Source organism: Oceanobacillus polygoni (assembly GCF_008304605.1).
GTDB lineage: Bacteria > Bacillota > Bacilli > Bacillales > Amphibacillaceae > Oceanobacillus > Oceanobacillus polygoni.
In genome coordinates this window covers 1-13,659 of the sequence record NZ_PIJY01000008.1, presented here as the reverse complement: position 1 = coordinate 13,659, position 13,659 = coordinate 1, and the positions used below count along the sequence as shown (strand labels likewise).

Annotated in this window: 17 protein-coding genes and 1 riboswitch; of the genes, 9 read left to right on the top strand and 8 right to left on the bottom strand. The window is 37.2% G+C overall.

Features of this window, described 5'->3' with window-relative positions:
- Positions 1 to 124 precede the first annotated feature (124 nt).
- A riboswitch (TPP riboswitch) is annotated at positions 125 to 227 on the top strand.
- 114 nt (positions 228 to 341) lie between these two features.
- From F1560_RS03370 to F1560_RS03360, 3 genes are all read left to right on the top strand, one after another.
- Positions 342 to 1,184 (top strand): lipoate--protein ligase family protein, encoded by an 843-nt coding sequence (locus F1560_RS03370; protein ID WP_420874455.1) that lies wholly within the window; start codon positions 342 to 344, stop codon positions 1,182 to 1,184.
- Complete coding sequence (gene lipA / locus F1560_RS03365) at positions 1,177 to 2,121, top strand: lipoyl synthase (protein WP_187773614.1); 945 nt, start codon at positions 1,177 to 1,179, stop codon at positions 2,119 to 2,121. Before F1560_RS03370 ends, lipA begins: the two co-directional genes overlap by 8 nt.
- 263 nt (positions 2,122 to 2,384) lie before the next feature.
- Positions 2,385 to 2,939 (top strand): CotY/CotZ family spore coat protein, encoded by a 555-nt coding sequence (locus tag F1560_RS03360; RefSeq protein ID WP_149473228.1) that lies wholly within the window; start codon positions 2,385 to 2,387, stop codon positions 2,937 to 2,939.
- Between the two features lie 67 nt (positions 2,940 to 3,006).
- Here the strand turns inward: F1560_RS03360 and F1560_RS03355 are convergent, their stop codons facing one another.
- Positions 3,007 to 3,222, bottom strand: a complete 216-nt coding sequence (locus tag F1560_RS03355; protein WP_149473227.1) for a hypothetical protein — start codon at positions 3,220 to 3,222, stop codon at positions 3,007 to 3,009.
- Positions 3,223 to 3,354: 132 nt separating this feature from the next.
- On the opposite strand from F1560_RS03355, the gene F1560_RS03350 reads away from it, so the two are divergent.
- Complete coding sequence (locus tag F1560_RS03350; RefSeq protein ID WP_149473226.1) at positions 3,355 to 3,693, top strand: thioredoxin family protein; 339 nt, start codon at positions 3,355 to 3,357, stop codon at positions 3,691 to 3,693.
- A gap of 26 nt (positions 3,694 to 3,719) precedes the next feature.
- Here the strand turns inward: F1560_RS03350 and F1560_RS03345 are convergent, their stop codons facing one another.
- The 6 genes from F1560_RS03345 to F1560_RS03320 are packed head-to-tail and all read right to left on the bottom strand — an operon-like array spanning position 3,720 to position 8,928.
- The gene (locus tag F1560_RS03345; RefSeq protein ID WP_149473225.1) at positions 3,720 to 5,060 is read right to left on the bottom strand and encodes an ABC transporter permease; all 1,341 of its coding nucleotides are present in this window, start codon (positions 5,058 to 5,060) and stop codon (positions 3,720 to 3,722) included.
- Positions 5,057 to 5,749, bottom strand: a complete 693-nt coding sequence (locus F1560_RS03340) for an ABC transporter ATP-binding protein (RefSeq protein ID WP_149473224.1) — start codon at positions 5,747 to 5,749, stop codon at positions 5,057 to 5,059. Before F1560_RS03340 ends, F1560_RS03345 begins: the two co-directional genes overlap by 4 nt.
- A 13-nt stretch (positions 5,750 to 5,762) precedes the next feature.
- Positions 5,763 to 7,007: a hypothetical protein gene (locus F1560_RS03335; RefSeq protein WP_149473223.1), complete on the bottom strand. Its 1,245-nt coding sequence runs from the start codon at positions 7,005 to 7,007 to the stop codon at positions 5,763 to 5,765.
- Between the two features lie 12 nt (positions 7,008 to 7,019).
- The gene (locus tag F1560_RS03330; protein WP_149473222.1) at positions 7,020 to 7,853 is read right to left on the bottom strand and encodes a hypothetical protein; all 834 of its coding nucleotides are present in this window, start codon (positions 7,851 to 7,853) and stop codon (positions 7,020 to 7,022) included.
- Positions 7,850 to 8,539, bottom strand: a complete 690-nt coding sequence (locus F1560_RS03325) for an ATP-binding cassette domain-containing protein (RefSeq protein ID WP_149473221.1) — start codon at positions 8,537 to 8,539, stop codon at positions 7,850 to 7,852. Before F1560_RS03325 ends, F1560_RS03330 begins: the two co-directional genes overlap by 4 nt.
- Positions 8,536 to 8,928 carry a GntR family transcriptional regulator gene (locus tag F1560_RS03320; RefSeq protein ID WP_149473220.1) on the bottom strand — a complete coding sequence of 131 codons (393 nt, stop codon included), beginning with the start codon at positions 8,926 to 8,928 and terminating at the stop codon, positions 8,536 to 8,538. The genes F1560_RS03325 and F1560_RS03320 overlap by 4 nt, the downstream gene beginning before the upstream one ends.
- A 292-nt stretch (positions 8,929 to 9,220) precedes the next feature.
- On the opposite strand from F1560_RS03320, the gene F1560_RS03315 reads away from it, so the two are divergent.
- Both F1560_RS03315 and F1560_RS03310 read left to right on the top strand, forming a co-directional pair.
- Positions 9,221 to 9,979: an exodeoxyribonuclease III gene (locus F1560_RS03315; protein ID WP_149473306.1), complete on the top strand. Its 759-nt coding sequence runs from the start codon at positions 9,221 to 9,223 to the stop codon at positions 9,977 to 9,979.
- A 171-nt stretch (positions 9,980 to 10,150) separates the two neighbouring features.
- Complete coding sequence (locus F1560_RS03310) at positions 10,151 to 10,546, top strand: hypothetical protein (protein WP_149473219.1); 396 nt, start codon at positions 10,151 to 10,153, stop codon at positions 10,544 to 10,546.
- Positions 10,547 to 10,669: 123 nt separating this feature from the next.
- Here F1560_RS03310 and F1560_RS03305 read toward each other — a convergent pair whose 3' ends face one another.
- Entirely contained in the window at positions 10,670 to 11,617 is a 948-nt protein-coding gene (locus F1560_RS03305) for an MBL fold metallo-hydrolase (RefSeq protein ID WP_149473218.1), read from the bottom strand.
- A gap of 318 nt (positions 11,618 to 11,935) precedes the next feature.
- Between F1560_RS03305 and F1560_RS03300 the strand changes: the two genes are divergently transcribed.
- The 3 genes from F1560_RS03300 (at position 11,936) to F1560_RS03290 (ending at position 13,542) form a co-directional block, all read left to right on the top strand.
- On the top strand, positions 11,936 to 12,550 hold the full coding sequence (locus F1560_RS03300) for a spore coat protein (protein WP_149473217.1): 615 nt from the start codon (positions 11,936 to 11,938) through the stop codon (positions 12,548 to 12,550).
- Positions 12,551 to 12,754: 204 nt separating this feature from the next.
- Positions 12,755 to 12,925 (top strand): YfhD family protein, encoded by a 171-nt coding sequence (locus F1560_RS03295; RefSeq protein WP_149473216.1) that lies wholly within the window; start codon positions 12,755 to 12,757, stop codon positions 12,923 to 12,925.
- A 167-nt stretch (positions 12,926 to 13,092) separates the two neighbouring features.
- The gene (locus F1560_RS03290) at positions 13,093 to 13,542 is read left to right on the top strand and encodes a YueI family protein (protein ID WP_149473215.1); all 450 of its coding nucleotides are present in this window, start codon (positions 13,093 to 13,095) and stop codon (positions 13,540 to 13,542) included.
- Positions 13,543 to 13,659 lie beyond the last annotated feature (117 nt).

Here is a 13,659-nt window from a genome sequence, read left to right as displayed (position 1 = left end):
GCACACATCGAGATGGCATGTGCTTAAATGCTAACTAGTATAAAAATTCTTAACGCTAATTGTTGTATTTATCTTTACAATTAATACAATTAACAGTAAGCTTAGTTTGTAAATTGAATAAGTAAATACGCACTAGGGGAGCTGCTTGGCTGAGAAAGACGTTTCGTGTTGACCCTTTGGACCCGAATTAGATAATACTAGCGTGGGGAATGTGCAGTCGACAATGGATCGGATATCTTATCTATGGATGAATTTATCAAAGACTGCATTTTTATTTAATGCAGTCTTTTTCGTTGTTCACAGCTCTCTAATAGGTAATACTTTTATCGGAGGTGACTACATTGAAGAAACATTGGGCTTTTATCAATACTGGTTTCCAAGATGCCGCATGGAATATGGCTTTTGACGAATGTTTAATCAACTGGCATCACGAAGGTAAAATCCCACCAACATTACGATTTTATGGTTGGAAAGAACCCAGTTTATCTGTCGGCTACTTTCAAAAAGTTAACAAAAAAATTAATTTCGATGCAATTGAACGGCACGGATGCCAATTTGTTCGTCGTTTAACTGGTGGTAGTGCAGTGCTTCATGATGATGAATTAACGTATAGTCTTGTTATTTCAGAGAATGATCCAGATATTCCTATATCCGTTCAAGAAGCATACCACGTACTATCTAAAGGTGTTTTTGAAGGTTATCGTAATTTAGGAATTCCTGCTGAATATGCCATTCTAGACAGAGAAAGAGCCAGAGGAAGAACAGCAATATGCTTTGAAAAACCAGCCATCTACGAAATGGTTGTAGACGGCAAAAAGCTATCTGGAAATGCTCAAACAAGGCAAAAGGGCGTACTCATGCAACATGGTTCCATTCCAATGAGTATGAATACAGTGATGCTTTTTGATTTATTCTTATTTTCTTCCGAACGTTTACGAGAACGAAGTCGAGATGCATTTCACAAAAAAGCGGTTACAATTAATCAATTAACAAATCGAGTGTATCAGTATGACATGTTAACGGATGCATTCAAAGAAGGATTCAAAAAAGGCTTAGACCTAGAACTCCATCCTTTGCAATTAACAGAAACGCAATGGGAAGAAGTGCAGCAATTAGCACAATCAAAATATGAAACAAAAGCATGGAATATTAACTCAAATAAGGAGCGTGCTAGCATTGGCTAAACAGGCAGAATTTATTCGGAAACCAGAATGGCTAAAAACAAAGATCAACACAAATGATTCCTATAAAAAACTAAAGCATTTAATGCGCGACAAGCGACTAAACACGGTATGCGAAGAAGCAAAGTGTCCAAACATTTATGAATGTTGGAGTGAGCGTAAGACAGCAACATTTATGATTCTAGGTGATACATGTACACGCGGCTGCCGATTTTGCGCGGTCAAAACAGGTCTTCCAAGTGGGCTTGACTTAGGCGAACCAAAGCGAGTTGCTGATTCTGTTTCCATTATGGGGCTAAAGCATGTTGTTGTGACAGCGGTTGCGCGTGATGACCTAGAAGATGGTGGTGCAGCTGTTTTTGCCAATACTGTTCGTGCAATCCGCCACCAGAATCCAGGCTGTACGATAGAAATTCTCCCATCTGATATGAAGGGGGATTATGAAAGCTTACATAGTCTTATGGATAGCGAACCGGATATTTTCAATCATAATATTGAAACCGTTAGACGATTAACAAAACGTGTTCGAGCAATCGCAAGATACGATCGGTCCTTACAGCTTCTCCAACGTGTAAAAGAAATCGCACCAAATATTCCTACGAAATCAAGTATTATGGTCGGATTAGGAGAAACAACGGAAGAACTCATCGAAGCAATGGACGACTTGCGTGCACATGACGTGGATATTGTTACAATTGGCCAATATTTACAACCAACAAAAAAGCATTTAAATGTTGAAAAGTATTATCATCCTGATGAATTTGAGGAACTGAAAAAAATAGCGCTTGAAAAAGGGTTCTCGCATTGTGAGTCTGGTCCATTAGTACGCTCTTCCTATCATGCAGATGAACAAGTAAGTCAATCTGCCGCACAAAGACGAATTAAATATATGAAAGGCTATGAATCGCAAGAGGATACAAAGGTTGATTTTCATTTTTAAATAATACGCCATGTTAAAACCCCTCCTAATCGTTCGATAGGAGGGGTTTTTCGACATCATTATTTTCAACCCAACAAATTCACCTTAAAAGGGCCATCTTACGTGCTTTCCTCTCCACGAAAAACTATCTTACTTATGAATAAACCCTACTTCATGCGTACAATTTTCATTTCAAGAGATTTATTAGACTATTATACAAGCACCGAGCAGGTATCAACATATCTTGATAGTAAATACAGCAACAAAGAAAGGACCGATAACTCATGAGCTATAACAACCATCCATGCATTCATCGAGACTGTGTTTGTGAAGTAGTAAGAAAAATAGTTGCCGCCCAAAATAAAGTAGCTGATAGAAACAAACACTGTAGTAGTGGCTGCGAAAACTCCATTAAACAATTACTTTCACCTTACTCTAGAAATAGAAATATGAATACAACCATTCCATTTATCCTATTTAAAAAAGGTAGTCTTAAACCATTTATTGCAAGCGGAGTTTATAAAAAGGGGAAAAAAGGATGTTATCATGATACATTTTTTGCCGCTCTCGAAACACCTGTATTACGGGCAATACGATTTATTCCACATAGCTGCTGTGTCGAAGTTGAATTATTACAGCCGGTAAATGCACATGGTATTCCACTAACTAACAAAGGAAAAAAACTAGTTGATTTCTTTAAAAATAAACCTCCTCATCAAACAGTAGACTTCAAAAAAACTGGCATATGTATCACTCTAGATTTAGATTGTTTCTGCGCAATCACTTGCTTAGAACCAATCAGACCCCTACCGCGGCGCTATCATTCCTATCCATGTTAGTATGAATGGGAGCTTTTTATCGAAACAAACAGAAAGACCCAGAGCACTACGCTTAGGGTCTTTCACTCTACTCATCATTCTTTTTCTGTCTATACTTTCTTTCACTTTGTGAATCGTCCTTCGTCTTCTTCTTATCCTTCTCATCCTGTGTTTCTATTTTTAAATCTTCCATCGGAATATCATCCACAAATTTCTGTTCTTCCTGTTCATCAAGCTTCGTTCTTCTTTCATCATTCCACTGTGGTCTTATTTTCTTTGGAGAACGTTCATTTTTATTGTGCATTTAATTTTCACCCCATTGTCTCCTTTACTTTCTACTTCCTTTCTATACCTGTTACTAAACCTCCATTATGTATCAGCTTCTTTTTCTTGGTATACTATAGGGAACAGAGGAGAACGGAGGTTTTACATTACGATGGAGGAATTTGAAAGGGTAAGAACACTTGATCATGTAGAAACATTTATAGCAGAAAACCGATTCGCTTTTCTTTATTTTTCTCGACCTAATTGCAGTGTCTGTCATGGATTATTACCACAGGTTCAACAATTGATGGACTCCTATCCACAAATAAAATCAGCTCACATTAATGTAGAAGAAGTGCAAGAGGTAGCTGGGCGTTTTTCTATCTTCACGATCCCCGTGTTATTACTTTTCGTCGATGGAAGAGAATATATACGAGAAGCAAGAATTGTACATTTGGACCTACTAGAAGAAAAGATACGAAAAATCTATGAAAATGTGCTTGAATCCTAACGATTCAAGCACATTGCTTCTTATTGTTATATCTCTCTTCGCATTGCCTTCAATACATCAATCTGCGTGGCGCGTTTTGCCGGACGTAAACCAGATAAAATCGTCACAAGCAAACAAATTCCGACTGCTATTAAAACAAGACTGACAGGTATCATCGAAAATTGCAGCTGTTCTGGCAGCTCTTCCTTAAACGCAAATTCTATAATTAGTGGCAACCCAAGATTTACTAAAAAGCTTACTACATAGGCCACCACGGTGCCTATCAATGCCCCAATAATCCCGATATAACTGCTTTCTAGCAGAAAAATTTGTTTAATCGTTTTCGGATGTGCACCAATTGCTTTCATAATACCGATATCTGGGGCTCGTTCAGTTACAGCCATCGTCATCGTGTTATAAATACCAATCGAAGCGATTAGTATTGCAATTGTACCGACAAGAATTAATCCTGTTTTCATAATTGTAAATAGCATGTTGATCTGCTTCATCTCACTGACAACAGAATACGAAGCATAATTTCCATCGTCGAGTTCATCCACGATTGCTTGAACTGCTTCTAGGTTCGTTGCATACACCTTTACATTGTCAAATGAATCGGCAGCCGTTGATTCAAGTGCATTCACATCAACACCTAACTCTCCGCCTGGTGTACCCGTATATGCTTCGACATCAGCAAAAACGTCACTAGAAATATAGACTTTCTGATCTTGCATCCACTCTCTCGTTGGTTCTTTCAAAATGCCAACTACAGTTAGCGGAATCGAATGCTCATTATCATCTGTCATTTCATCTTTCCGCACTGTCATATCCAAGGTTTTTCCGATTAAATCTGCTTGATAAAGGTACTCTTCTTTAATTTCTCCATTCGTTTCATCGTAAATATTCTCATCTTCTACATCCAAAACAAAATAATCAAGAAAATGATATCCTACGACAACCTCATTCGGTTTTTCTGGTAGCCTCCCTTCATCAAGCTCCATTCCAGATGCTATTTCAGAGGGGAAGTGCGCAGCCACAGTGGTTGTTTCGGATTTATATTCATCCAATGAAAAGGTTGGAAATTGACGTAGCTCATTTCTTCGCGTTACAGCATTTACGTTATCAATCGATTCTAGTACATCAATATCTTCCATGGTTAACGGTCGATAATTACCATCTTCACTTATATGCCCATATACATCAATTTCCGTCACAATTTGCTGCTCTAACGTATCCTTTACAATACTCTCTTGTAGCCCATAACCTACAGATGCTAAAACGATAAGAAATGTACATCCCATTGCCGTTGCTAAAATGGTCATCCCAGTTCTTACTTTATTCTTTTTTATATTTTGTCTGACGAAGCGAAATTGGTCTTTTATTTTCATCGGGATTTTACCCCCTCTACGATACATCCGTCACTTATCGTAATCGTACGATCGCCAATTGCCGCTACTTCATCATCATGGGTAATGATCAGAAAAGTGATGCCCATTTCTTGATTTAGCTCCTTAATAAATTGTAGAAGCTCTGTCTCTGTTTCACTGTCTAAGCTTCCAGTCGGTTCATCAGCGAGAATCAAGGGCGGTTTTAATACCAATGCCCTCGCAATACTAACGCGCTGTTGTTGTCCTCCAGATAATTCACTCGGATAATGATCAGCAAATTCCTTTAAGCCGACCTTATCTAGGATAGCAAGCGTTATTTCCTTTCGAGATGATTCACTTTCTCCATTTAAAATTAATGGTAATTCAATATTTTGAAAAGCTGTCATACTCGGAATCAGTTGGAAGCTTTGAAAAATAAACCCCATATGCTTTAAACGAAAATCAGCAAATTCCGCCTCTGAAAAATTACTTACTTTCTGATCATTTATCCATATTTCACCCTCTGTCGGACGAATAAAGCCACTAATCAAATTGAGCAATGTGGACTTACCTGACCCACTTTTTCCAACAATCGTTACAATCTCACCTTTATTCACTTGAATTGAAATATCCTGAAGTACCGATAACGTTGTTTCCTGCTTTTTCTTGCCAAGCACAAAATGATGACTTAATTGTTTTACTGTAATCATTAGAAATCCTCCATTAGTTATCCAAGTCGATTGATTGGATATCCAGATCATAATCGATACCCTGTTTATTTGGATTCTTCATTGTTACCTTTCCTTCATATAATGTATCTCCTGTTTTTAGGTGAACAATCTGAAGTAGCAGATCTTGTTTTGCATTTTTAGATACAGGAACTACATATACCTTGTCATCGTTTATTTTATACATGTAACCTTGTTCATCGGCAACCTCTGGGACAGCTATCGTTTGCTTCGCTTCTATTTCTCCACTTTCAAAGTTATAAGAAGTGATCACAAGCACTCCCTCTGATTTCTCCACGAAATAAATCGTTGTACCAATTACCATTTCCGCACTTGCATCTTCCTGCAATTCTTTTGGTAATTTTATTTGTTCCTTGTCCTCCGACTCCAAATTGTATACGAACAATTCACGATCAACGGTATCAAAAGTAATCTCCCATTCATCAATCATCCGTTCTTCTACAACTTTTTCTTCAAATACAATGAAATCACTAGGTTGCTGGAAATCTTCCCATTTATTACGAATCATTAGAAGTTCTTGGAACTGATTGGATGATACTTCAGCGTCTTTCGCAGTAATTATATTTTCAGTTTTTATTGTTTGAGTTGCAATATCAATTAGATACACAGGATAATTTGTAAAATCCCTTTCCGATTGACTATCGTGTCCAGAATTTCGGGTAATAACTTTCAGTTGCCCGTTTTTAAGATAAATCCCTTCAACATCAAATGAATAAACGGATTGATTAGTTTTGGGTATCGCAGCTTGAAAAGAAGTTTCCTCCTTCGACACTTTATCCAATACTGCTATGTCCAGCTTGAAATCATTGGGTTGATAACCGTTCACCATATCCCATGTTAAATCGACATAGACAAGTAACTCTTCATTTTCATGGAAGGAATATGGATTCTCACTCTTGCCTCTCATAAATTTACGGTAGTCCTGCCTGAGCTGCTCGATTTTAGCATTGTGATTAATTCCGATCATGCGATCCCAATACGAATATTCATTCCAATACGTCGTTCCCTCGTTATTCAGCTGAAACCATTCACCTAGTTCAGCATTTTGATAATAGTTAGCCTCCAGGCTTAACTGCTTTATCTCTGCTTCATCCCCACTTACTTTTTCAAGAACAAATTCAGGTAACCTGCTTGCTGCCATACTCGATTGAATATAAAATGTTCCAATCACAAGTACAATTACACTGATAAGTGAAATTAATTTCCAATATCGTTGCATCATGATCCCCCCTTAAACCCGTATCTTTTTTGTTAATAAATAATTGCTCACCCATATTGACCCTGTACCAACAATTAGCCCTGTTAGGATCATTAATACGAATATTTCCGCTGGGTAGAAATAGTTAAACAGAATAAATTCTTGAATGAATACAGGTAAGAAAAAGACGATAAATGCTAGTACACCATAACCGATTCCTAAAAATATTCCTTTCAAGCGGAAGCATCGTTCCAGCATAATGATTGTAAAGATTACAAATACAGCCACAAAACCTATCCCATAATGGAGCACAAATTCTATAAAGGAATTTGGAATCATAACTCCAATTTGGTCAAAATAACGAATCATCTCATTAATCGTCATATCCAACCTTAGGTCAACTGGAACCATCTTTTGTAAAAGCAAACGTTCAACCGGTAATAATACAAGTTGTAAGGCAATCAAGCCTAGGACAAAAAGAAAAATTGCTGTAGCTTTAGCGAAGTATACATTTAAACGCGCAGTTGGCAGCATAAGCAGTCGATAAATAAATGTGTTCTTCCCAAACCAATCACGGTACCAAATAAACAGCGTATAAATTAATAAGGTAACAACACAAAGTGCAATTGGGCCGAAAAACAAGATTGAATTCGTGACATTATTAAAAGACATTTTCCCATATTGCTCAACAAACGCCTCGATTGTCATTCGATCTACATGAATCGCTTGATTTGCATTATTTAAATAGCTCTTAGAAGAGATAATGACTGCGGCAAGCTGCGAAACAATCGTTATTCCGATTAAAGCGATATAGATTTTCATAAAACGACCAAGCTCAAAATTTACAAGCTTTAGATATCTATTCATTGCTGGTACACCTCTCTCATCACGTCAACAACCGATTTCCCTTCATTTTCACGGACCTCTTCGGAATTAAATGCTTTAACAACAACACCATCATCCAATAGAACCACTTGATCAATTAAATGCTCAATATCATTAATTTCATGTGTCGTAATAATGACACCACGATCTTCAACTAAATGGCTTGTAAATACGTTAGCGATTTGTTCACGACTAAAAATGTCAATACCTGAGAAAGGTTCATCCATTAATAAATAATCAACATCGAGTGCCAAGCCCAACAGAAGATTTACTTTTGCTGTATTCCCTTTTGAAAGACTAGAGATTTTTTCCTCCGGCTTTAATTTAAAGAATCCAAGTAATTCCGTAGCCCGCTCTTGGTTCCAGCTTTCGTAAAAGTCCTGCATAAATTGCATCGATTGGCCAATCGTCATTTGTGGAAGCATCGTTATTGCATCTGGGATAAACGTAATTTTTTCATAGCTTTTCTTGTTGATTGCGGATCCGTCAATTAAGATTTGACCACTATTGATTGGTGTTAATGCCATAATTGCATTTAAAATCGTTGTTTTACCAACACCATTAATTCCAATCAGACATGTAATTTCTCCCTTTTCAGCAGTAAATGTCACACCCTTAAGCACTTGCTTTCGGCCAAATTTCTTCGTAACATCTTTTACTTCAATCATTTTATTTCCCCCCCTTCTTTCCCGCTCTGCTCTTGGTATTTTTCTTTCATTACTTCCACAAGTTCGTCAAATGGAATTTGGATTCGTCGTATCGATGTCATAAAAGAATCGACCGCTTCCTCAAGTAATTCGCCTCTAACCGCAGCAAGTACATGTTCATCCTTCGTTATTCTACTTGGGTTGTTGCCTTCTGTATAAATCAATCCTTCTTCCTCCATTTCCTTATATGCTCGTTGTGCAGTATTTGGATTTATTTTTAACTGATTGGCTAACTCACGCCGTGATGGAATCTCTTGCCCGGGTTCAAACGTTCCTGTTGCTATTCTTTCTTTAAATTGGCGGACAACCTGTATATAGACTGGATCCCGTTTATTAAAGCTTACATTCATCAGCACACGCTCCTATATTCTTCTAAGTTCGCAACCTGTATTACATCCTTAATACACCAAACCTAAAAAAGTGTATTAATCGTTTAATACATTCTATCGTGTATTATATGCTTCATACACATAATCTGTCAATAACTATTTTTCGACAACCTTTTATAGATTATTTCCTGGGAAATAATATTCAACATCGTATGACATTCTGTCTTGGATTTTGTCAAAAACCCTATGTTCTACCTACCACTATGATAAAATAGACAAAACAGACTAATAAACAGAGGGAATGAATGTAACGATGAAAGTTGTTTCTTGGAATGTTAATGGTATTCGTGCATGTGTTAAGAAAGGTTTTCTTGATTATTTCCGCGAAGTAGATGCTGATATATTCTGTATTCAGGAATCCAAATTACAGGAAGGACAAATCGAACTTGATTTGGAAGGATACGAGCAATACTGGAATTATGCTGTTAAAAAAGGCTATTCTGGAACAGCAGTATTCACAAAGAAAAAGCCTATTCGTGTTACGTATGGGTTAAATAGTGAAGAGGTACAAGAAGAAGGAAGAATTATCACGTTGGAATTTGAGTCGTTCTTTTTAGTAAACGTTTATACTCCAAACGCTAAAAGAGACTTGAGTAGACTTGATTATCGACTAGAGTGGGAAGATGAACTATATAGCTACTTAAAGCAATTAGATGCAGTTAAACCTGTTATATATTGTGGCGACCTCAATGTTGCCCATCAAGAAATTGATCTAAAAAATCATAAAACGAATCATGGGAATTCTGGATTCACAACGGAAGAACGTGGTAAAATGACGCGTCTACTTGATTCAGGTTTTATTGATACATTACGACATTTCCATCCTGATACGGAGGATATCTATACATGGTGGTCTTATATGAGTACGGTGCGGGAACGGAATATTGGGTGGAGGATTGATTATTTTATCGTCTCAGAAAGACTCATTCCTACTCTAAAATACTCTCGAGCTCACACAACAGTCATGGGTAGTGACCACTGTCCAATTGTACTAGAAATGGGTGACCTATAGAAAACGTGGCATTCGTTAAAGGAATTCTCAGAACCCTTATACGTTGGAGTGCAAATCTTCTGAGCGAATGCCCTTGTTGCTCTTATGCAGATAGGAAAACCAATCACTGTAACCATCTGTTCACACGCTGTTCATATTCAATTTGTACACTAGAAACAGCGTAAAGGAGAGATGAAATTGAATTACAGTACATTATTACTACGTTTTTCGGCGTTCTTTGCATTACTTGGAGCAGTTATTGGCTCTCATATGGCAGGTGCAGGCGGATACGAATTCAAAACCGTTCACGCACATATTCTTGTTGTTGGCTGGTTATCCCTTTTTGCTTTTGCGGTTTTTTATAAACTATTTACGCCAGCAAATAAAAAATTTGCAGCACTACATGTATGGACAACAATCATTGGAACATTTGGTTTGACGATTGGCATGTGGCTCTATTACGTTCGTCCCTTTGCTATCGGAGATACGTTTACAACTATTTTCTTTATCGTTGGAGGAACCATACTATTAATAAGCTTTGTATTCTTTTTCATTTTAACGTTTATGAAAACAGAAGTAGCAAAATAGATTGACTACTTGCCTGATTATTAACTTTTTATTATAAAGCGATACTCAATTAGCCAAAGTAGTACTTCTTTAAACCTTGATAAATAACGAAGCACTCGTACATATCCGAGTGCTTCGTTATCTCTATTGCTTCAATTTTTTAAAATAATCAATGATACCGAGCGAACCAACTTGTAAGTCGAGGTTGATTAAAATATAGACCTCATGCTCATCTGGTATCCCTTTTTCTCTCAGATGTTCCCGGATTTTCACAAGTAAGCGCTGTGAAATTACATCATAGCCTTTTCCTTCAATCAATACTTGTTCTCCGATTTCCATATATACATCCAGCCAATCAGAAGCTTGATTCAATGCTTCCTCCGTATTTTCCGTCATACCGAAGTGCCCAAAGTAAATCCGGTCAAGATTTTTTTCGCGAATTCGCTTGATTGATGCTTCCATTTCATTCGGATTAAAATGGTTTGGAGAAGTAGAAGGCAAAAATAGATCAACACCATTCGGGACGAGCTGTTCATAACGAACACCAACTGTGTCACCAGTAAACATTCCATTACTTATTGGATCATAGATACTGATATGATGCTTTGCATGTCCAGGTGTATCCCAAAATTCAAGCGTACAATTTGGACCAATTTTCAGTGTATCACCCTCACCTTTCACAAGAAGTCGCTCTTCAGGTACCGGAACGATTGGATCAAATAAGTCTGAGAAGCTGTCACCATAAATAGCTCTGGCCCCTGCTGCAAGCTTCTTCGGATTAATTAAATGTCTCTGTCCCCGGGGATGAACAATAATTGTCGCGTTCGGACACTCTCTTAGTAAAAGCCCTGCTCCTCCTGCATGATCGAGGTGAATATGCGTAACAATAATATATTTCACTTCATCCAACGAAAGTCCAAGCGTTGCTAATCCAGCCTTAATATACTTCACGGATGGGCTTGGCCCTGTTTCAACAAGTGTTAATTCTTCTTCCTTAATAACATAGGTTCCAGTCCGGTTGGCTACATCTAAGTCAAACCCATCAATTAAATAAATTCGATCATCCAGCATAATTGGATCTTTTACCCTCATAAAACCTCCCCCTTCATTTCATGAAAATCTCAGCACATACTTTTACGTTTATGTTATCACAAAATTCCCCCTTGTACATCATTTTCCAGCGTACATAGACGAACTTTATGTAAGCGCATACCACAATGATTGAACACATGATTCTATATAAAAAGTACATTGTTAAAATGAATAAGTATAGTAAACCTGTTAAAAATACAGATGTATAAACCATTACAGGTTTCCATTTTGTTGTGTGTGGACAATGAAGGTTGTCACCACATGACGTGGCTTGATAACCTGCTTGGGGTGCTTGTATAAAAAAGGAGGTTTTATAAATTGAATCATCAACAACAGAATCAAAATTTCCAAGGGTCTTCACAAATGCCTGATTATCAAAGTCATGGTGGTCATGAAATGTTTGATGCACATGAAGCAATATCTGGCCTAATTGGCGGTTTAGAACAAGGACTGCTTTATGAGCAGCATATTCAGGATCCTGAATTAAAAACGATGCTTCAGAATCACAAGACGCACCTTACTCAAATGTACAATACAATCGTAGAGGCTCTCAATACAGGTCAGGAGCCATCCGTAAAAACACAAACGTATATGATGGCACAAAGTAATGATGTACTTTACGGAATGAAGGCTACTCAACCAAAGACACCTGCTCAATCTGCGACAGAATTGAATGACGAATGTATTTCTAGTTTTATGATGGGTAATTTAAAATCATCTGCTTCTGCTTTTACGATGACAGCACTCGAAACAACCAACCCTGTTTTAAGAAGAGTGTTTGCAGATAGTATTCCAAACCTTATCGAAATGGCTTACGAAATATTTTTATACCAAAATAAACGCCAGTATTATCAAGTACCTCAATTAAAGCCAGAAGAGATGCAAATTTATATGAACAGCTTCGCTCCTGTTCAAAATCCAATGCAACATTAATTTGAATCCAAGGCTCTCAGGCTATTTCTTGAGAGCCTTGATTTAGCAAGAAGGAGAGTATAAAACTTAATAACTTTCCTGCTTGCATAAGCGCAACTAAGGCACTCGCCTAAAAGATTGGCGAATGCCAAGTTTTCTAATAACTACTTTACTATAAACTGCAAAGTAAATAACTTTCCAAACAGCTAAAAAGGGGTGAACAAAATGGGTAGAGATGATCATAAGAAGAGAAAAAATAATTACTTGGCACAAACTCCTAAAAATCAGAAAACAGATGGCATTGATGTTGAATTTTCAGATGAGTTTGCTGATGATGCTGATAGAGAAGCTCAAGCAAGAAGCCGTGCAGCCGACAAACGAGCACATGATAAATAAGTAGTACGACGAAGCGATTCAATTTAAATTATTGAATCGCTTTGTAATTTTAACAATAATGTTCTATTTCTGTTACAAATTAGTCGCTTTTATCGATTATTATTGGAAGTTTCAATGAAAATATTATAAATTAGAAGTAGATTACTTTTCAAAAGGATGAAATACGAATGACTAACAAAAGCGTCGATGATTATTTAACAGAAGGAATGTACGGAACACGCAGACCGAAGGAGCACGAAAGAATTCAGTTTCTCGGCACCCTTAGAGAACGAATCGTTTTGGCTCTAACGATTGGACAAGTTATGTCTGATTCTGGACTTCATAAATTGGAAGAAGCAATCAAAGAGAATCGGGAAGCAACATTACTGATTAATGGTCATGTGCCTTATCGCTTTTTAAAAGAAGAAAAAGAACTTGCTAATAAATATAATATTCCTTATACAACCATTACCAACAATGAAAGTGATACAGACATTGGCGCAGTACTTACTTACGACTACGCCATTGACAAAGAGAATATCTTTATTGACGAAGAGCAACCCAATGAGGAAATGACTGAAACGGATGAACAACCGAAAAGCTTTATCGGAAAAATAAAGAAGTGGTTTGGTTTCTAAGGTAAAGCCATTATAGACCGCAGCACAATTTAATGTGGTACCGACCCCCAAAAGTTAGAGTAAAAAACTAACTTTTGGGGGTGTTTTTATGGCGAAATATAGTGAGGAATTTAAAAT